Origin of the sequence: Escherichia sp. MOD1-EC6842 (assembly GCF_002965705.1) — a bacterium.
GTDB lineage: Bacteria > Pseudomonadota > Gammaproteobacteria > Enterobacterales > Enterobacteriaceae > Escherichia > Escherichia ruysiae.
On the sequence record NZ_PTRF01000003.1, the window covers coordinates 37,380 to 54,813 of the forward strand.

The window sequence follows — 17,434 nt, forward strand, 5'->3', positions numbered from 1 at the left end:
TTTGAGCTGGCTTTAAGATATTGGGTGGGGAATATGTTCAGAAAAATATCTGCCGGATTTGAAATGTTAAATGAGAAGATAAAACCCATTTCTCTCACTCCCCTCAAAGTGGTGAGATAGCATTCCCTTTTAGGGAAGAGAACATTCTTTTCTATATATTGAGCCATTCTTTTATGAAAGATCTAACACTACGCTATTTTGATGCGGAAATGCGCTACCTTCGTGAGACGGCGAAAGAGTTCGCACAAACTCATCCTGATCGGGCTGCGATGTTGGACATGGATAAAGCCGGTACACCGGACCCGTATGTCGAACGTCTGTTTGAAGGCTTTGCCTTTTCGATGGGGCGGCTGCGTGAAAAAATTGACGACGACCTGCCTGAGCTTACTGAAGGGCTGGTCAGTATGCTCTGGCCACACTATCTGCGCACTATTCCTTCACTTTCAGTAGTGGCACTCACCCCGGCGCTACACGCCATGAAAATGGCGGAAGTGGTGCCTGCAGGTCTTGAAGTGTATTCCCGACCAGTAGGACCGAAGAACACCGTTTGTCGTTACCGTACCACGCAGGATGTGATGCTCAATCCCCTCAGTGTTTCAGGCATCACTATGACCACCGAACCTGACGGTCGCTCGCTGCTACGGATACGCTTTGCCTGCAGCAGTCAGGCGGACTGGTCGAATGCTGATCTTAGTTGCCTGAGCCTGTATCTTGGGGCTGATGCTCCGGTCAGTAGCCAGTTGCACCTGATGCTAACGAAACGCCAGGCGGCGTTGTATATGCGCCTGCCCGGTCAGACTGATCGTATCCGCCTTGACGGGTATTTCTCGCCGGGCGGGTTTGCCGAAGAAGACCGTCTGTGGCCGAAAGGCGATAGTGCTTTCAGCGGCTATCAGTTGCTGCTGGAATACTTTACCTTCCGGGATAAGTTTATGTTCGTCCATCTCAACGGCCTGGAGGGGATCACACCTCCTGCCGGGGCGGAGTATTTCGACATTGAAGTGGTGCTCAGTACACCGTGGCCGCCTGATCTGCCAGTCACCGATGATGCCATTCGCCTCCACTGCGTACCGGTGATTAACCTGTTTACCCTGGAGGCTGATCCGCTCATCATCACCGGACTTGAAAGTGAATATCTGCTGCGTCCTAAACGGCTGCAGGACGGGCATACCGAGATTTATGCTGTGGATTCGGTTACCGGTTCAAACCGAACCAATGACGCAGAGTATGTTCCGTTCAGCAGCTTCCGCCACAAAGGGGGGATGATGCGTCGCCATGCGCCTCCGCGCTATTACCATACGCGCGGTAAGCGCAGCGTGACCGGACTGTATGACACCTGGTTAATTCTTGGGGGGCATCAGTGGGAAGATGATCGACTTGTCGAGCGTGAAGTTGTGTCGCTGCAAATCACCGGCACGAACGGTCAACTGCCGCGCCGGGCGCTGCAGAGTACACTGCTTGACCGCTGTGAGCAGGTCGTGGATACGCAGCTTTCAGTGCGCAACCTCTGCAAGCCAACGCTGCCGGTTTACCCGCCCGCTGAAGACCGTTTCCACTGGCGAGTACTGAGCCACCTGGGATCAGGGTTCCTCAACATGATGAGTACCGCTGAAGTGCTGCGTGGAACGCTTGCGCTGTACAACTGGCAAGACGATGAACTGAACATCCGGCGTCTGGAGGCGATTCAGCATGTGGCTCATCATCGTCTGCAGCGGTTCGAACAGGGCTTCCTGTTACGAGGGCTGGATATTGAAGTGACGCTCGACAACAACGGGTTTACGGGCGAGGGCGATATTCATTTGTTTGGTGAGATGCTTAACCGTTTCTTTGCGCTCTATGCCGATATGAACCAATTTAACCAGCTTACCCTCATTATCCAGCCAGAAGGAAAATGCATCCGGTGGAAAGAGAACCACAGCCCGCGCCTGCCCGGTTAATTGCACAGTGGGGTGACCGGCTGTCGTATATGAATTTTTACCGCTTCTGCCAGTTGCTGGAGCAAAGCCAACCGGATCAACCGGTCACCGGTAGTACCTGGCAGGTACGACATGAACCGGTGCGCTTTCGCCCGCATCCGGGGATGGGGTTTCCGGCCTCTGAAATCAAAGGTGTGGAATTACCTGAGTATCCGCACTTACCCCCAACGGTACGCATCACATTTATGGGGCTTTACGGCGTGGAATCTCCATTACCGACGCACTATATCGATGACATCACCCAACGCCGCGAAGGGTACGAAGCCACCAGCGATTTCCTCGATATCTTCAACCATCGGCTGATTGCCCAATACTACCGCATCTGGCGTAAATACTCGTACCCGGCCACTTTTAAAGAAGGCGGTAAGGACAAAATATCGCAGTATCTGCTGGGGTTGGCTGGGCTTGGGATTGACGGCTGCACCGACAGTATCGCCGCTCCCGCCTCACGCTTTCTGGCGCTGCTGCCGGTGATGTTGCTGCCGGGGCGTACTGCGGAAGGTATGGCCTCTCTGGTGCGTTTGTTGGCACCCAATACACAGGCGAAAATCTTGCATCACGACAAACACCGGGTGCCACTGAAAAAAACGCTGACCATGAGCGTGAGTAATCCCTCCACTCTGATAAATCGCCCAGTGATGGGCAACTATGCCACTGACGTTAACAGCCGGGTGTTGATGCGCCTTACCACGACGGACCCGGTTGAAGTGCAGGGCTGGTTACCCGGTAGTGAGCTTCATACAGATTTAATGGCTCTGCTGCATGTCTATCTTGGCTCACGCCTTGATGTCCGCCTGCAGTTGTGTGTCGACCGTAGCCTGCTACCGGATGCCACAATGAACAGCAAGCCTAAAGTCGGTGCAGTGCAATTAGGGCGTACAGCCGTAATGCGTCCACTGAGTGTGGCGGACACTGCTACATACAGTAAAACAATAACCATCAATCTTGGCCGCTATGAGCGGGTACAGGAAAATATTCACCGCAGGGAGACCGATGAAGATGGCGATTATCGCTGGTAAATTTCCCCTGGTTGCGCTGACTACGGGCATCACACTGATGCTGGCTGGGTGTGGCCTGACCCAGAGCATTACGGACGGCACTGTCGCCGTGACAAAATCGATTTTTTATAAACAGGTGAAAACCCTGCATCTGGATATTCGGGCACGCGAGGCGCTGAACCTCAATGCCAGTGAAGTGGCGCTGTCCATAGTGGTGCGCATTTACCAGCTCAAGGATCGCAAAACCTTCGACAGCACGGATTACCCTTCGCTGTTTAAGTCTGACAGTCAGGCTATTAAGGCTGATCTGGTGGCGGAGAAAGATATCCGCCTGCAGCCGGGTGGGGCAGTGATGGTTGATATGCCGATGGAGGAAAGTGCGCAGTATGTGGCGGTGGCGGGCATGTTTATGTCGCCGGATCAGGTGAGTAACAGCTGGCGGGTGGTGTTAAGCCGTGACGATCTTGACCCGGATAAAGCCAGAATCATTGAAGCAGGAAGCAACCAACTGACTCTGAAGGTGCTGAAAGATGAATGACACTCCCCATCCGTCATTGTATGAGATCCTGTTTGGGAATTTTACCGGAGGGCTGGATCTGCATCAGGTTAGCGAGCAGAACCAGACGATCCTCTCAGTGCTGGACAATATGCAGCGCATTCTTAACTGTCGTGCCGGTACGCTGGCGCATTTACCTGACTACGGTCTGCCGGATATGACCAAAATCCTTCAGGGGATGCCGGGTATGGCGCATGAACTTATGGGGGCATTATCTGCTGTACTGCTCAAATATGAGCCACGCCTGCAAAAAATAACCGTTGTTTTGCTGGAACAAGAGATTCCCGGTGAGCTGTGCTATGCCATTGATGCTGAACTTAAAGGTATTGGCCTGGTGCGTTATAGCACCGAATTTGTACCCGAAGGTCGAGTTCTGTTGAGGCATTTGAAGCAACAACAGTATCTCGACACGACAACCCGTATGTAATGTTTCTTCCTTAATTCGGCAACGCTCTGAATATGCCGCAGAAACGATAGTCTTCTATAACCGCAAGCACGTCAGATGGACAACAGGTCATGAATGACATTACCCCACGTAAAATCAAAACCGGCGGTGACCCGCGCACGCTACCGGATTATGCTGCCCTGCGCGATGAACTGAATAAGCTTACACATCCGGCGCGTCCGGATGTGAACTGGCATTATGTCGAGAAACTTTGTCTTTCACTGTTTGATCAAAATGGTGTAGAGCTGCAGACGGCAGCCTGGTATACGCTGGCTCGTACGCAACTGGCTGGATTATTCGGTCTCAATGAAGGTCTGGCAATACTGGAGGCTCTGATAAGTCATGAGTGGGGCGTGCTCTGGCCGCAGCCTGTTCACGTTCGAATGGAGATCCTGAGTAATCTGAGTCAGCGTTTGCAGCAACGTATACGCTCGCTGCCGCTGATATACAGCGACCTTGGTCAGTTGTATCGGGCAGAACAACTGCTTACCCGTCTGGGGGAAGTATTACAGCGTCTGGAGCTTAGGCATCTCAGCCAACTGGATACTTTGCGTGCCCTGATACACAACAACGCTGTCAGCCTGGAAAGCAGCGATGGTACAACCAGCACAGGGACGACAATTCAGTCTGGTATCGTGTCGCCTGCCACAGTAATAAATAGAACCGATATATCAATAGGTTCCCATGCTGAAAGCCTGTTTGAAGATCCCCGAAGGCCAGGCGGTACGGTGAAGTGGGTGTATGTTACACAACCGAACGTAGAGGTGCTCCCGGCAATACCCGCGCCAGTAAAAAGGTGGAAATCTTTTGTTGCTGGGATGTGTTCCATGCTGATGATAAGTGCAGCAATGGTATGGGGCTGGCAATATTTTCACCGGTCGGATCCATTACAAGCCCAGCTTACTGCCTCTTTAACTCCATTACCCGCAATACTCACGCCTGAACAACTGGATATATTGCGGCAGCAATCTCCCTTGCCACAAACTTTAATAACGCAAACACAGCAGCAACTTGCACTTCTGGACAAGCTACCACCGGACTGGCTCATTACCCGAGGCTGGCAGCTTGTCGAACAAGCCCAGTCGATTTGGCCGGAGCGGGCAAAACCTCTGATGCAACAGTGGCAGCAACAACTTAATGTTGCCGCATTGCCGACAGGAAACCTGAATGGCTGGCATCAGGGAATGATGACGCTACAGAAACTGAGTGAACGACTGAACGGACTGGATGAGCATAAGGGGAAATATATGACGGTCAGTGAACTGAAATCAGTTGTTTATTCCGCTATGCAGCTATTTAACCAATCCATACCGGCTGAAGAACAACTGCGGATACTGGCACAATCGCCGGTAGGGCAGCCACTCCCTCCTGCCGCAGGGGCTCAGGCAGAGATGCGCCTGAAACAACTTATCGCCAGGTATGCCGATATTAAACAGAATGCTTCGAAGTTAAAAGGTGTGAATGGTTATGAATGATCTGTAACAACGACCAGAAATTTATCGTAGCCAGAAAAAGAAAAAGCCCCGCTTTTCAGCGAGGCCTTATGAATAGTGGTGCCCGGACTCGGAATCGAACCAAGGACACGGGGATTTTCAATCCCCTGCTCTACCGACTGAGCTATCCGGGCAACGGGGCGCATTAAACCTGATTCGCCTCGTCTCGTCAATCAAATTTCTTCAATTTACGGCAGACTGCACAATCTATCATCACTTTGCCGCTATTACACACATTTCAGGCAAACCAGGCGGTCCAGGCGGCGGAAAGAGGCATTGCCAGAAGCAGTGCTGGAAGCATGTTGACTACCGGGAACATTTTAATGCCACAGATGCGCAAACCGGTCGCCAGAAGCAATAAACCGCCTACGGCGCTAAAGTCCGCCATCATCGCCGGTGTCGTTAGCGGTAATATCAGCGCGGCTCCCCAGGCCAGCGTTAACTGGATGATGAGCAATGGAATGCTAATCACTGATACCGCAATCCCCAGAGAGCAGGCGAAGATCATCGCCGTAAAGAAATCAAGAAATGACTTGGCGATTAAAATACTCGGATCGCCGGTCATTCCTTCATTCATCGCGCCGAAGATCCCTGTACCGCTGGCACAAAACAGGACAATAATCGCAACAAAATTTTGAATAAATGATTCATGCGCTGGCTTCTTGTGCGAGTGGCGAAACAGATTTTGCGCTCTGGCAACCGCTGTATTGACTCCTTTCTCCAGCAAACACATTTCGCCGATTAGAGCGCCAAGTAGCGTTGCTAAAACCATCGCCGGAAGGTTGGCGCATTTCACCACCAGTAAAATACCAATCCCCAACGATGCCAGACCAAAAATCGATGTCATTGAGACGCGGATACGTTCCGGTAAACGTTGGCTAAGCAGTGCGCCGAGAATGCCACCCAGTAATACTGCACTAGCGTTGATAAAAGGGCCGATGACCACAAGAGTTCCTGTTAACTGTATTGTTTGATTTTTTTATTATGAACTTTTTGCCCCGTTTATAGCTTGCCTGGACGCAAAGTCCTGGCTTGCACGCTTTAGCGAAAGGTGCCATGATTGCGCGAATTTTCTCCTCTCTGTACGGAGTTTGCCTGATGCATGCCACCTCCTTACATTCTCTCGCTCCTCGCCGTTTTGCGCGAAAATATTCCCTTTCCATGTTACTGCTCATGCGGTGAAGTTAACGCACGCTCACTGCAGGACAACAGTAAAATCAGAGCGTTTCTGCTTTTACTGATGTCTGGCGGTCGGAGCTGGTGATCAGTTTGACCCCCATCTCATGGGGCAAGGTTTTTCACCTTGTCCGATATTCTTACCTCCCCGAAACGGGTTTTGCGTTTATGAAATCAATGAGTATTGCCGCCAGTAATGAACTGGTTTCCCGACTTTCTACCCATCGTCGCGTGGTGGCGCTGGAAGATACTGATTTTACGGACGTCGCGGCAGTCGTCATTACCGCTGCGGATAGTCGTAGTGGCATTCTTGCGTTACTTAAGCGAACCGGTTTTCATCTGCCGGTATTTTTGTATTCTGACAATGCTGTTGAAGTGCCTGCGGGCGTTACGGCGATTATCAACGGTAACGAGCAGCAGTGGCTGGAGCTGGAGTCTGCTGCTTGCCAGTATGAAGAGAATTTGCTGCCACCGTTTTATGACACGCTGGCGCAGTACGTTGAGATGGGCAATAGCACCTTTGCTTGCCCTGGGCATCAACATGGCGCGTTCTTTAAGAAGCATCCAGCTGGACGCCATTTTTACGATTTCTTCGGTGAGAACGTCTTTCGCGCCGATATGTGTAATGCCGATGTGAAACTGGGCGATCTGCTTATTCATGAAGGATCGGCGAAGGATGCGCAGAAATTCGCAGCCAAAGTTTTTCATGCCGATAAAACCTATTTTGTTCTTAACGGTACTTCAGCAGCGAATAAGGTCGTGACCAATGCGTTGCTAACGCGGGGTGATCTGGTGCTGTTCGACCGCAATAATCATAAGTCGAACCATCACGGCGCGTTGATCCAGGCGGGGGCGACGCCGGTCTATCTGGAAGCTTCACGTAACCCGTTTGGTTTCATTGGCGGTATTGATGCGCACTGTTTTAATGAAGAGTATCTGCGCCAGCAAATTCGCGACGTCGCGCCAGAAAAAGCTGAGCAATCGCGGCCGTTTCGCCTGGCAATCATTCAGTTAGGAACCTATGACGGCACTGTCTATAACGCTCGTCAGGTGATCGATACCATTGGGCATCTGTGCGATTACATTCTGTTTGATTCCGCATGGGTTGGTTATGAACAGTTTATCCCGATGATGGCGGATAGCTCGCCGCTGCTGTTAGAACTTAACGAAAACGATCCGGGGATCTTTGTTACCCAGTCGGTGCATAAACAGCAGGCGGGATTCTCGCAGACGTCGCAGATCCATAAAAAAGATAACCATATTCGCGGGCAGGCGCGTTTTTGCCCACATAAGCGGTTGAATAATGCCTTTATGCTCCATGCTTCCACCAGTCCGTTCTATCCGCTATTTGCCGCGCTGGACGTCAATGCCAAAATCCATGAAGGGGAGAGTGGGCGTCGGCTATGGGCTGAGTGCGTTGAGTTGGGGATTGAAGCGCGCAAGGCGATTCTTGCGCGCTGTAAGCTGTTCCGTCCGTTTATTCCGCCCGTTGTCGATGGCAAATTGTGGCAGGATTATGCGACGTCAGTGTTGGCCAGTGACCGCCGTTTCTTCAGCTTTGAGCCAGGAGCAAAGTGGCACGGCTTTGAGGGATATGCCGCAGACCAGTATTTTGTTGATCCGTGCAAGCTATTACTGACCACGCCGGGAATCAATGCCGAAACCGGTGAATATAGCGATTTTGGCGTACCGGCGACGATTCTGGCGCATTATCTGCGTGAGAACGGCATTGTGCCGGAAAAATGCGATCTCAACTCCATTCTGTTCTTATTAACGCCGGCTGAAAGTCACGAGAAGCTGGCGCAACTGGTGTCGATGCTGGCGCAGTTTGAACAGCATATTGAGGATGATTCGCCGCTGGCTGAGGTGCTACCGAGTGTTTATAACAAATATCCGGTACGCTACCGCGACTACACTTTGCGCCAGTTGTGTCAGGAGATGCACGATTTGTATGTCAGCTTCGACGTCAAAGACCTGCAAAAAGCGATGTTCCGCCAGCAGAGTTTCCCGTCAGTGGTGATGAATCCGCAGGATGCGCATAGCGCCTATATTCGCGGTGAAGTGGAATTGGTGCGGATTCGTGATGCCGAAGGGCGAATTGCGGCAGAAGGGGCGTTGCCTTATCCACCTGGCGTGCTTTGCGTGGTGCCGGGGGAAGTCTGGGGTGGAGCGGTTCAGCGTTATTTCCTTGCGCTGGAAGAGGGCGTGAATTTACTGCCGGGGTTTTCGCCGGAGCTACAAGGTGTCTATAGCGAAACCGATGCGGATGGCATGAAACGGTTGTACGGTTATGTGTTGAAGTGAGAATAAAAAACGGGTCACCTTCTGGCGACCCGTTTCTCTTTGCGTAATTAGTGGCTAACAGTCTGTGTGCCCGCAGGGACACGAACGTGTTTGTATTTAAACATCGCCATGAACGCGAAGGCCAGAACCACAGAGTAACCTGCGAAAATCAGCCATACGGTCTGCCAGTCGGTAATGCCGTTTTGGGTGTACATCTCAACCACTTTACCGCTCACAATACCGCCGAGGATACAGCCGAAGCCGTTGGTCATCATCAGGAACATCCCCTGCGCACTGGCACGAATTGCCGGGCTGACTTCTTTTTCGACAAACACTGAACCAGAGATGTTGAAGAAGTCGAATGCGCAGCCGTAGACAATCATTGACAGCACCAGCAGTACAGTACCGAACGGAGTCGGGTCGCCATAAGCAAACAGCGCAAAACGCAGGATCCACGCCACAATACTGATCATCATTACGTTCTTAATACCGTAGCGGCTTAAGAAGAACGGGATGGTCAGAATGAACAGAGTTTCCGAGATCTGCGAAATCGACATGATGATCGACGCATGTTGCACGATGAAGCTGCTGGCAAACATCGGATCTTTGTCGAAGCTGTGCAGGAAAGTATTACCGAACATGTTGGTAATCTGCAGTTCCGCACCCAGCAACATCGAGAAGATGAAGAAAATCGCCATACGCTTGTTTTTAAACAGCGCGAATGCATCAAGCCCCAGCAAAGTCGTCCAGCTCTGATTCGCTTGCTGTTTAGCAACCGGAATATGCGGCAGCGTAAAGGTAAACAGCACCAGAACGGCGGAGAGAGCTGCGCCAATATACAGCTGCATGTGGCTTAATTCGAAGCCAGACAGGCTCACCACCCACATCGCCATAATAAAGCCGATGGTGCCCCAGATACGGATTGGCGGGAAATCCGTCACAATATCCAGCCCGGCATTTTGCAGGCGATAGTAGGAGATGGTGTTGATTAACCCAAGCGTTGGCATATAAGCAAACGAGTTAATCAATATCACAAGGAACATCGCCTCCGGCGTGGTGACTTGCGCCGCCATGAAGAGCGTGATCGCGCCGATAGTGTGACAAATGGCGTAAACCCATTTCGCACTTAACCATTTGTCGGCCACAATCCCCAGCAACGCAGGCATAAAGACAGCGGCGATACCCAGTGAACTATAAACTGCGCCGATAGAAGCACCGTCGAACTTCAGGGTAACAAACATATAGGAGCCGAGGGTCGTCAGCCAACTTCCCCACAGGCAGAACTGCAGAAAAGAGAGAATTTTCAGCTGCAGCTTAAGATTCATGTTAATTTCCTCACATCATGATGCGGATGAGTGTTTCAAAAAGCACATTTGACCGTGCAAGATGATGCGATTCTATCAACTTCACTGACTGTTTTTTTGTTACCCGTGGCAAATAATTGCAAATAATATCGTTTTGCAAAACATAATTGTGATGTAGATAACACTTTTGCCCCAGGCCATCGTCAAGGGGCGATAAGTGCAATTATCGGCGACGGTAAGATTTTTGCGCCGTGTTCACTTTATAAAGATAGCGGCGAGATTCCGCAGAAGGATGGCGGGTCGTTAGCGTCTGATAAACATCGCCCGGGGTCATGGTATTAATAATATTAGCAGCTTGAATCTTATCGTTAGAGAAAACGCGTAACACGCTGCCTGCACCACCGTTATAAGCGGTGATGACGGCATAACGCCGCGACGTTGGGTTATCAATGCCGCCAAGATAAACATTGTTCAGCATCGCCAGATACGCAGTGCCGGTATCAATATTGCTGGCAGGATCAAACAAGAAACTGCGGCTCGGCGTGCCGGATTTCCCCTGCGAGCGGAACACATCTTTCCCGGCAGTATGTTGTACCACCTGCATTAATCCCAGCGCATCGGAACGGCTGACCGCATACGGGTTAAAGGAAGATTCGGTCTGCATAATCGCCAGAATCAGCGACTCATCAACGCCATATTTCCGTGACGCCTGGCGGACCATGCCGAGATATTTGTGCGCACGTTTATCAAGGTGGTTCGGCACCATGTTAATGGTGACGCTGTAGATGATACGCAGCCCGTTGCTGCGGCTTTTCAGACGGTTTTTCAGCAGATAATCCGCGAAGTTGCTTGCGCGACCTTCCCAGCGAATCGGCTGCCCGGTGTTGTCCACCACCTGACCGTAAAGAAAAGGTTCTTTCGAAATCGTAATATCATCAACGTCGGAATAGAGATCGACCGAACTCGGATCATCCCCCATCAGTAACGTTTTGATAATTGCCCGACGCAGATGTGCGGCAGGTTCTGTCCCGGCGATGGTTTCGATCGTGATCGTACCGTCATCAAAGTTGATGTGGCTGCGGGTCTGGTATTGATCGGTGTATTTCACGTAGTCCTTAGGACCGGCGATCACCACCTCTTTGAATCCCCAGATGTTCTCAATATTGTGGGCAAATTGCCCCATCAGAATATCAAAACCGTTGGTATCTTTGACCCAGGCTTCATTATAGGTATTGCCTTTTTTGGTCGTCGAACAGGAGATGAGCAACGGCGCAATCAAAGCCAGCGCGAGATATTTTTTCATCATTCCGGGTGCGTGTTGTGTTTGTTTTTATGCAAGTTGCCGGAGGCGTACTCCGGCTCTGTTTTTATTTTTTATCTTCCGGCGTATAGCCCTCGATATGCACCTCTTTACCCTCGAACAGGAAGTTGACCATCTCCTGCTCCAGCAGCTTGCGGTGCTCGGCATTCATCATGTTGAGTTTCTTTTCGTTAATCAGCATGGTTTGTTTGTGCTGCCACTGCGCCCAGGCTTCTTTGGAAATCTCGTTGTAGATGCGTTTTCCCAGTTCGCCGGGGTATAGCTGAAAATCCTGACCTTCTGCTTCACGCTGCAGGAAAGTACAAAAAATCGTTCTGCTCATAAATCATCCTCTTTATCGACTCACGCGCTAAACCGGCGCGCCAGTGCGTAACTGCTGTAACAAACGCTCCACGGGAGCCGCCAGACCAACTGACGGCGGTTGCGCTAAGTTATACCAGAGCGCATTGCCTTCATCCATGCAACCGGTGAATGACGACACGGGAAGCCACATAGGCACAATATCTAAATGGAAATGGCTGAAGGTATGCCGAAACGCGGTGAGTTGCGTCAGGTTATCAGCAGCAATCTGCCGTTGCGCCAGCCACTGCCGCAAACTTTCTTCGTCGGCAAACTGCGGGAAACAGTATAAACCGCCCCACAATCCGCTCGGCGGACGCTGCGCCAGAAATACTTCATCTTCGTGCTGTAACAGCAAAAAGTAGCCGGTGCGCTCCGGTAATGTCTGTTTCGGTTTTTTGCCCGGATAAAGCGACCAGCTATTGTTGGCGGCGGCAATACACCCGTTTTGTAGCGGGCAGAGCGAACACTTCGGCTTCGAGCGCGTACAAATCATCGCGCCTAAATCCATCATCGCCTGATTAAACCGCTCCACGCCGACGGCGGGCGTAACCTGCTCGCTTAAACTCCACAGTTTATTTTCGACCTCTTTTTTCCCTGGCCAGCCGCTTACAGCATAGCAGCGTGCTAACACGCGTTTGACGTTACCGTCGAGAATCGGAAAGTGCTTACCCAGAGAAAGCGAGAGTATTGCGCCTGCGGTGGAGCGTCCGACGCCAGGCAGCGCGGCGACTTCCTCAAAGGTTTCCGGGAATTTACCGTCGTGTAAGGTGGCAACTTGCTGTGCCGCTTTATGCAGATTGCGCGCGCGGGCGTAATAGCCAAGCCCGGTCCACAAGTGGAGAACTTCGTCCAGCGGCGCGTTGGCGAGATCGGTCACCGTCGGGAAGCGCGCCATAAAGCGTTCAAAATAGGGGATAACGGTCGCAACCTGAGTTTGTTGCAACATCACTTCTGAGAGCCATACTTTGTAGGGCGTCTTGTCAATTTGCCAGGGCAGAGTTTTTCGCCCGTATTTATCGTACCAGTCCAGAACCAGGGCTGAAAATTGCGACGCTTGCATGGTCACCGAATTCATTGTTGTTGGGGGCAAGATTGCAGCACAGCGACGGCAGGGTGTAAACCGGAACTTTCCGCAGCCACGGCCTTATCATGCTTGCATCCGGCAACTAACTTTGGATAATGCCCGTTTTCAGAACACTTTCACAAGCGACTAAATCTTTATGAAAAACGACGTCATCTCACCGGAATTTGATGAAAACGGCCGCCCATTGCGCCGTATCCGTAGTTTTGTGCGCCGCCAGGGGCGACTGACCAAAGGCCAGGAACATGCGCTGGAAAACTACTGGCCGGTGATGGGCGTTGAGTTCAGCGAAGATATGCTGGATTTCCCTGCGCTTTTTGGCCGTGAAGCGCCAGTGACGCTTGAGATTGGTTTCGGCATGGGCGCTTCGCTGGTGGCAATGGCTAAAGAGCGCCCGGAGCAGGACTTCCTCGGCATTGAAGTGCATTCGCCGGGCGTTGGCGCTTGTCTGGCTTCCGCGCATGAAGAAGGGTTAGATAACCTGCGTGTGATGTGCCATGACGCAGTCGAAGTGCTGCATAAAATGATTCCTGACAATTCATTGAGCATGGTTCAGCTCTTTTTCCCTGACCCGTGGCACAAAGCGCGCCATAATAAACGCCGTATCGTTCAGGTGCCGTTTGCTGAGCTGGTAAAAAGCAAACTGAAACTGGGGGGCGTATTCCATATGGCGACCGACTGGGAACCTTATGCGGAACATATGCTTGAAGTGATGTCTTCCATTGACGGTTATAAAAACCTGTCAGAGAGCAACGATTACGTACCGCGTCCGGCATCACGTCCGGTGACGAAATTTGAACAACGTGGTCATCGTCTTGGTCACGGAGTATGGGACTTAATGTTCGAGAGGGTGAAATAATGGCAAAGAACCGTAGCCGTCGTCTGCGTAAAAAAATGCACATCGACGAATTCCAGGAATTAGGATTTTCGGTGGCATGGCGATTCCCGGAAGGTACATCGGAAGAACAAATTGATAAAACCGTTGATGACTTTATTAACGAGGTTATCGAACCGAACAAACTGGCCTTTGACGGCAGCGGCTATCTGGCCTGGGAAGGTCTGATCTGTATGCAGGAAATCGGCAAATGCACCGAAGAACATCAGGCGATTGTGCGTAAGTGGCTGGAAGAGCGCAAACTGGATGAGGTACGCACCAGCGAACTTTTCGACGTTTGGTGGGACTAAGAAAACATACGGGCGATGACAAATGCAAAACTGCCTGATGCGCTACGTTTATCAGGTCTACAAAGATGCACGATCGAGTAGGCCGGATAAGGCGTTTACGCCGCATCCGGCATGGACAACGCGCACTTTGTTATCAATCTGGGCCAGCAAATGCTGGCCTGATTTGTTCTTGAGGGAAGATTATGATGCGCAAAATGCTGCTGGCGGCAGCACTTTCAGTGACGGCAATGACCGCTCACGCCGACTACCAGTGCAGCGTCACGCCGCGTGACGATGTGATTGTCAGCCCGCAAACCGTGCAGGTGAAGGGCGAAAACGGCAATCTGGTGATCACGCCAGACGGCAACGTGATGTACAACGGCAAACAATATTCTCTGAACGCTGCCCAACGCGAGCAGGCGAAGGATTATCAGGCAGAATTGCGCAGTACGTTACCGTGGATTGATGAAGGCGCGAAAAGTCGCGTCGAGAAAGCTCGCGTCGCGCTGGATAAAATTATCGTTCAGGAGATGGGCGAAAGCAGCAAAATGCGCAGCCGTCTGACCAAACTGGATGCGCAATTAAAAGAGCAGATGAACCGCATTATCGAAACGCGCAGTGATGGCCTGACGTTCCACTATAAAGCTATCGATCAGGTTCGCGCCGAAGGCCAGCAGTTAGTGAATCAGGCAATGGGCGGTATTTTGCAGGACAGCATTAATGAAATGGGCGCGAAAGCGGTGCTGAAAAGCGGCGGTAACCCATTACAGAACGTGCTGGGAAGCCTGGGGGGGCTGCAATCCTCAATCCAAACCGAGTGGAAAAATCAGGAAAAAGATTTCCAGCAGTTTGGCAAAGATGTCTGTAGCCGTGTCGTAACACTGGAAGATAGCCGCAAAGCCCTGGTCGGGAATTTGAAATAATCCTCTATTTTAAGACGGCATAATACTTTTTTATGCCGTTTAATTCTTCGTTTTGTTACCTGCCTCTAACTTTATAGATCTCCAAAATTCATTCACGTTGTAAATTGTTTAACGTCAAATTTTCCATACAAAGCTAAGGGATAATACGTAGCGTTCACGTAACTGGAGGAATGAAATGGAGTTTTTCAAAAAGACGGCACTTGCCGCACTGGTTATGGGTTTTAGTGGTGCAGCATTAGCATTACCGAATATCACCATTTTAGCGACCGGCGGGACGATTGCCGGCGGTGGTGACTCCGCAACCAAATCTAACTACACAGCGGGTAAAGTTGGCGTAGAAAATCTGGTCAATGCGGTGCCGCAACTGAAGGACATTGCGAACGTTAAAGGCGAGCAGGTAGTTAACATTGGCTCCCAGGACATGAATGATAATGTCTGGCTGACGCTGGCGAAAAAAATTAACACCGACTGCGATAAAACCGACGGCTTCGTTATTACCCACGGTACTGACACGATGGAAGAAACCGCTTACTTCCTCGACCTGACCGTGAAATGTGACAAGCCTGTAGTGATGGTAGGCGCAATGCGCCCGTCCACTTCCATGAGCGCAGACGGTCCATTTAATCTGTATAACGCGGTAGTGACCGCAGCCGATAAAGCCTCCGCCAACCGTGGTGTGCTGGTGGTGATGAACGACACCGTGCTTGATGGCCGTGATGTCACCAAAACTAATACCACCGATGTAGCGACCTTCAAATCTGTTAACTACGGTCCGTTGGGTTACATTCACAACGGTAAGATTGACTACCAGCGTACTCCGGCACGTAAGCACACCAGCGACACGCCGTTCGATGTCTCTAAGCTGAATGAACTGCCGAAAGTCGGCATCGTTTATAACTACGCCAACGCATCCGATCTTCCGGTAAAAGCACTGGTAGATGCAGGCTACGACGGTATCGTTAGCGCCGGTGTGGGTAACGGCAATCTGTATAAAACCGTGTTCGACACCCTGGCGACCGCTGCGAAAAACGGCACTGCGGTAGTGCGTTCTTCCCGCGTACCGACGGGCGCAACCACTCAGGATGCCGAAGTGGATGATGCAAAATACGGTTTCGTCGCCTCTGGCACGCTGAACCCGCAAAAAGCGCGCGTTCTGCTGCAACTGGCGCTGACGCAAACTAAAGATCCACAGCAGATCCAGCAGATTTTCAATCAGTACTAATCGCCTCGCCCCGGTATCGTGCCGGGGCTTTTTCACTTCAGACTCACGTCCATTGCCAATTGTTATTACCCTGATGATAATCACTGGAATAAATTATTCCTCGCGAGGGTTTTCTGGTGAAAAAGCAATGGATTGTAGGCACGGCGCTGTTTGTGTTGATGTCTGGTAATGGCTGGGCCGATGGTGAACCGCCAACTGAAAATGTCTTAAAAGATCAATTCAACAAGCAGTATCACGGTATTCTCAAGCTTGATGCCATCAGTTTAAAAAACCTTGATGCGAAAGGTAATCAGGCCACCTGGTCAGCGGAAGGCGATGTTTCTTCCTGTGATGATCTCTATACCTGGGTTGGTCAACTGGCAGACTACCAACTGCTGGAACAGACCTGGACGAAAGATAAGTCCGTAAAATTTTCGGCGATGTTAACCAGTAAAGGAACACCTGCGTCTGGCTGGACGGTGAACTTTTACTCTTTTCAGGCGGCAGCCAGCGATCGTGGGCGGGTGGTCGACGATATCAAAACGAATAATAAGTATCTGATCGTGAATAGCGAAGATTTCAATTATCGCTTTAGTCAGCTTGAGTCAGCGTTGAATACCCAGAAGAACTCGATTCCTGCGCTGGAAAAGGAAGTGAAAGAGCTTGATAAGCAAATGGCGGCGGCGCAGAAAGCAGCGGATGCATATTGGGGAAAAGATGCAAACGGCAAGCAAATGACCCGCGAAGACGCCTTCAAAAAAATTCACCAACAGCGTGATGAGTTTAATAAACAGAATGATAGCGAGGCGTTCGCGGTTAAATATGACAAAGAGGTTTATCAACCGGCGATTGCGGCATGTCATAAACAGAGTGAAGAGTGTTATGAAGTGCCGATTCAGCAGAAACGGGATTTCGATATCAACGAACAGCGGCGACAGACTTTTCTGCAATCACAAAAAATTAGCCGTAAATTGCAGGATGACTGGATAACGCTCGAAAAAGGGCAATATCCGTTAACGATGAAAGTTTCAGAAATAAACAGTAAAAAAGTCGCGATTTTGATGAAAATTGACGATATCAACCAGGCTAATGAACGCTGGAAAAAAGATACCGAACAACTGCGGCGCAATGGGGTGATTAAGTAATTTCCTTCAAATATCATTGCCGGATA

Annotated in this window: 17 protein-coding genes and 1 tRNA gene; 12 read left to right on the forward strand and 6 right to left on the reverse strand. The window is 50.8% G+C overall.

The window, feature by feature from the left end; genetic code table 11:
* The first annotated feature begins 173 nt into the window (after positions 1-173).
* From tssF to A7Z29_RS04490, 5 genes are all read left to right on the forward strand, one after another.
* A complete protein-coding gene (tssF, locus tag A7Z29_RS04470; protein WP_105289849.1) occupies positions 174-1,937 on the forward strand; it encodes a type VI secretion system baseplate subunit TssF in 1,764 nt (587 codons plus the stop codon).
* The gene (tssG, locus tag A7Z29_RS04475; protein WP_105289850.1) at positions 1,892-2,995 is read left to right on the forward strand and encodes a type VI secretion system baseplate subunit TssG; all 1,104 of its coding nucleotides are present in this window, start codon (positions 1,892-1,894) and stop codon (positions 2,993-2,995) included. Before tssF ends, tssG begins: the two co-directional genes overlap by 46 nt.
* Entirely contained in the window at positions 2,976-3,512 is a 537-nt protein-coding gene (gene tssJ / locus A7Z29_RS04480) for a type VI secretion system lipoprotein TssJ (protein WP_024165233.1), read from the forward strand. The genes tssG and tssJ overlap by 20 nt, the downstream gene beginning before the upstream one ends.
* Positions 3,505-3,957 carry a type VI secretion system baseplate subunit TssE gene (gene tssE / locus A7Z29_RS04485; RefSeq protein ID WP_001000321.1) on the forward strand — a complete coding sequence of 151 codons (453 nt, stop codon included), beginning with the start codon at positions 3,505-3,507 and terminating at the stop codon, positions 3,955-3,957. The genes tssJ and tssE overlap by 8 nt, the downstream gene beginning before the upstream one ends.
* Before the next feature lie 89 nt (positions 3,958-4,046).
* Positions 4,047-5,450 carry a VasL domain-containing protein gene (locus A7Z29_RS04490; protein ID WP_105289851.1) on the forward strand — a complete coding sequence of 468 codons (1,404 nt, stop codon included), beginning with the start codon at positions 4,047-4,049 and terminating at the stop codon, positions 5,448-5,450.
* A gap of 76 nt (positions 5,451-5,526) precedes the next feature.
* Here A7Z29_RS04490 and A7Z29_RS04495 read toward each other — a convergent pair.
* Together A7Z29_RS04495 and A7Z29_RS04500 are read right to left on the reverse strand one after the other, a co-directional pair.
* Positions 5,527-5,602, reverse strand: a tRNA-Phe gene (locus A7Z29_RS04495).
* Positions 5,603-5,706: 104 nt separating this feature from the next.
* Positions 5,707-6,414, reverse strand: coding sequence for a DUF554 domain-containing protein (locus A7Z29_RS04500; protein WP_000234488.1), 708 nt, complete (start codon positions 6,412-6,414; stop codon positions 5,707-5,709).
* Positions 6,415-6,566: 152 nt separating this feature from the next.
* On the opposite strand from A7Z29_RS04500, the gene A7Z29_RS23610 reads away from it, so the two are divergent.
* Complete coding sequence (locus A7Z29_RS23610) at positions 6,567-6,650, forward strand: hypothetical protein (RefSeq protein WP_212741836.1); 84 nt, start codon at positions 6,567-6,569, stop codon at positions 6,648-6,650.
* A gap of 162 nt (positions 6,651-6,812) precedes the next feature.
* Entirely contained in the window at positions 6,813-8,948 is a 2,136-nt protein-coding gene (speC, locus tag A7Z29_RS04510; RefSeq protein WP_105289852.1) for an ornithine decarboxylase, read from the forward strand.
* A 47-nt stretch (positions 8,949-8,995) separates the two neighbouring features.
* Here speC and nupG read toward each other — a convergent pair whose 3' ends face one another.
* The 4 genes from nupG to mutY form a co-directional block, all read right to left on the reverse strand.
* Positions 8,996-10,252, reverse strand: a complete 1,257-nt coding sequence (gene nupG, locus A7Z29_RS04515) for a nucleoside permease NupG (protein ID WP_001049787.1) — start codon at positions 10,250-10,252, stop codon at positions 8,996-8,998.
* A 202-nt stretch (positions 10,253-10,454) separates the two neighbouring features.
* On the reverse strand, positions 10,455-11,534 hold the full coding sequence (gene mltC / locus A7Z29_RS04520; RefSeq protein WP_105289853.1) for a membrane-bound lytic murein transglycosylase MltC: 1,080 nt from the start codon (positions 11,532-11,534) through the stop codon (positions 10,455-10,457).
* Between the two features lie 64 nt (positions 11,535-11,598).
* Positions 11,599-11,874, reverse strand: coding sequence for an oxidative damage protection protein (locus A7Z29_RS04525; RefSeq protein WP_000091700.1), 276 nt, complete (start codon positions 11,872-11,874; stop codon positions 11,599-11,601).
* A 27-nt stretch (positions 11,875-11,901) separates the two neighbouring features.
* A complete protein-coding gene (mutY, locus tag A7Z29_RS04530) occupies positions 11,902-12,954 on the reverse strand; it encodes an A/G-specific adenine glycosylase (protein WP_105289854.1) in 1,053 nt (350 codons plus the stop codon).
* Between the two features lie 160 nt (positions 12,955-13,114).
* Here mutY and trmB point away from each other — a divergent pair, with 160 nt between their 5' ends.
* The 5 genes from trmB to A7Z29_RS04560 all read left to right on the forward strand — a co-directional run bounded on the left by trmB (position 13,115) and on the right by A7Z29_RS04560 (position 17,408).
* A complete protein-coding gene (trmB, locus tag A7Z29_RS04540) occupies positions 13,115-13,834 on the forward strand; it encodes a tRNA (guanosine(46)-N7)-methyltransferase TrmB (protein WP_000786919.1) in 720 nt (239 codons plus the stop codon).
* A complete protein-coding gene (locus A7Z29_RS04545) occupies positions 13,834-14,160 on the forward strand; it encodes a YggL family protein (RefSeq protein WP_001107564.1) in 327 nt (108 codons plus the stop codon). The genes trmB and A7Z29_RS04545 overlap by 1 nt, the downstream gene beginning before the upstream one ends.
* A 182-nt stretch (positions 14,161-14,342) precedes the next feature.
* On the forward strand, positions 14,343-15,062 hold the full coding sequence (locus A7Z29_RS04550; protein WP_105289855.1) for a YggN family protein: 720 nt from the start codon (positions 14,343-14,345) through the stop codon (positions 15,060-15,062).
* A gap of 175 nt (positions 15,063-15,237) precedes the next feature.
* Complete coding sequence (gene ansB, locus A7Z29_RS04555) at positions 15,238-16,284, forward strand: L-asparaginase 2 (protein ID WP_032226203.1); 1,047 nt, start codon at positions 15,238-15,240, stop codon at positions 16,282-16,284.
* A gap of 116 nt (positions 16,285-16,400) precedes the next feature.
* The gene (locus A7Z29_RS04560; protein WP_105289856.1) at positions 16,401-17,408 is read left to right on the forward strand and encodes a DUF1202 family protein; all 1,008 of its coding nucleotides are present in this window, start codon (positions 16,401-16,403) and stop codon (positions 17,406-17,408) included.
* The last annotated feature ends 26 nt before the right edge of the window (positions 17,409-17,434 follow it).

What these genes read in the sequence shown, in the direction of transcription:
- tssE (WP_001000321.1), top strand. Translation starts at nt 3,505, where the DNA reads ATGAATGACACTCCCCATCCGTCATTGTATGAGATCCTGTTTGGGAAT.
- tssF (WP_105289849.1), top strand. Translation starts at nt 174, where the DNA reads ATGAAAGATCTAACACTACGCTATTTTGATGCGGAAATGCGCTACCTT.
- tssG (WP_105289850.1), top strand. Translation starts at nt 1,892, where the DNA reads ATGCATCCGGTGGAAAGAGAACCACAGCCCGCGCCTGCCCGGTTAATT.
- mutY (WP_105289854.1), bottom strand. Translation starts at nt 12,954, where the DNA reads ATGCAAGCGTCGCAATTTTCAGCCCTGGTTCTGGACTGGTACGATAAA.
- nupG (WP_001049787.1), bottom strand. Translation starts at nt 10,252, where the DNA reads ATGAATCTTAAGCTGCAGCTGAAAATTCTCTCTTTTCTGCAGTTCTGC.
- tssJ (WP_024165233.1), top strand. Translation starts at nt 2,976, where the DNA reads ATGGCGATTATCGCTGGTAAATTTCCCCTGGTTGCGCTGACTACGGGC.
- trmB (WP_000786919.1), top strand. Translation starts at nt 13,115, where the DNA reads ATGAAAAACGACGTCATCTCACCGGAATTTGATGAAAACGGCCGCCCA.
- A7Z29_RS04545 (WP_001107564.1), top strand. Translation starts at nt 13,834, where the DNA reads ATGGCAAAGAACCGTAGCCGTCGTCTGCGTAAAAAAATGCACATCGAC.
- A7Z29_RS04490 (WP_105289851.1), top strand. Translation starts at nt 4,047, where the DNA reads ATGAATGACATTACCCCACGTAAAATCAAAACCGGCGGTGACCCGCGC.
- A7Z29_RS23610 (WP_212741836.1), top strand. Translation starts at nt 6,567, where the DNA reads ATGCATGCCACCTCCTTACATTCTCTCGCTCCTCGCCGTTTTGCGCGA.
- ansB (WP_032226203.1), top strand. Translation starts at nt 15,238, where the DNA reads ATGGAGTTTTTCAAAAAGACGGCACTTGCCGCACTGGTTATGGGTTTT.
- A7Z29_RS04525 (WP_000091700.1), bottom strand. Translation starts at nt 11,874, where the DNA reads ATGAGCAGAACGATTTTTTGTACTTTCCTGCAGCGTGAAGCAGAAGGT.
- speC (WP_105289852.1), top strand. Translation starts at nt 6,813, where the DNA reads ATGAAATCAATGAGTATTGCCGCCAGTAATGAACTGGTTTCCCGACTT.
- A7Z29_RS04550 (WP_105289855.1), top strand. Translation starts at nt 14,343, where the DNA reads ATGATGCGCAAAATGCTGCTGGCGGCAGCACTTTCAGTGACGGCAATG.
- mltC (WP_105289853.1), bottom strand. Translation starts at nt 11,534, where the DNA reads ATGAAAAAATATCTCGCGCTGGCTTTGATTGCGCCGTTGCTCATCTCC.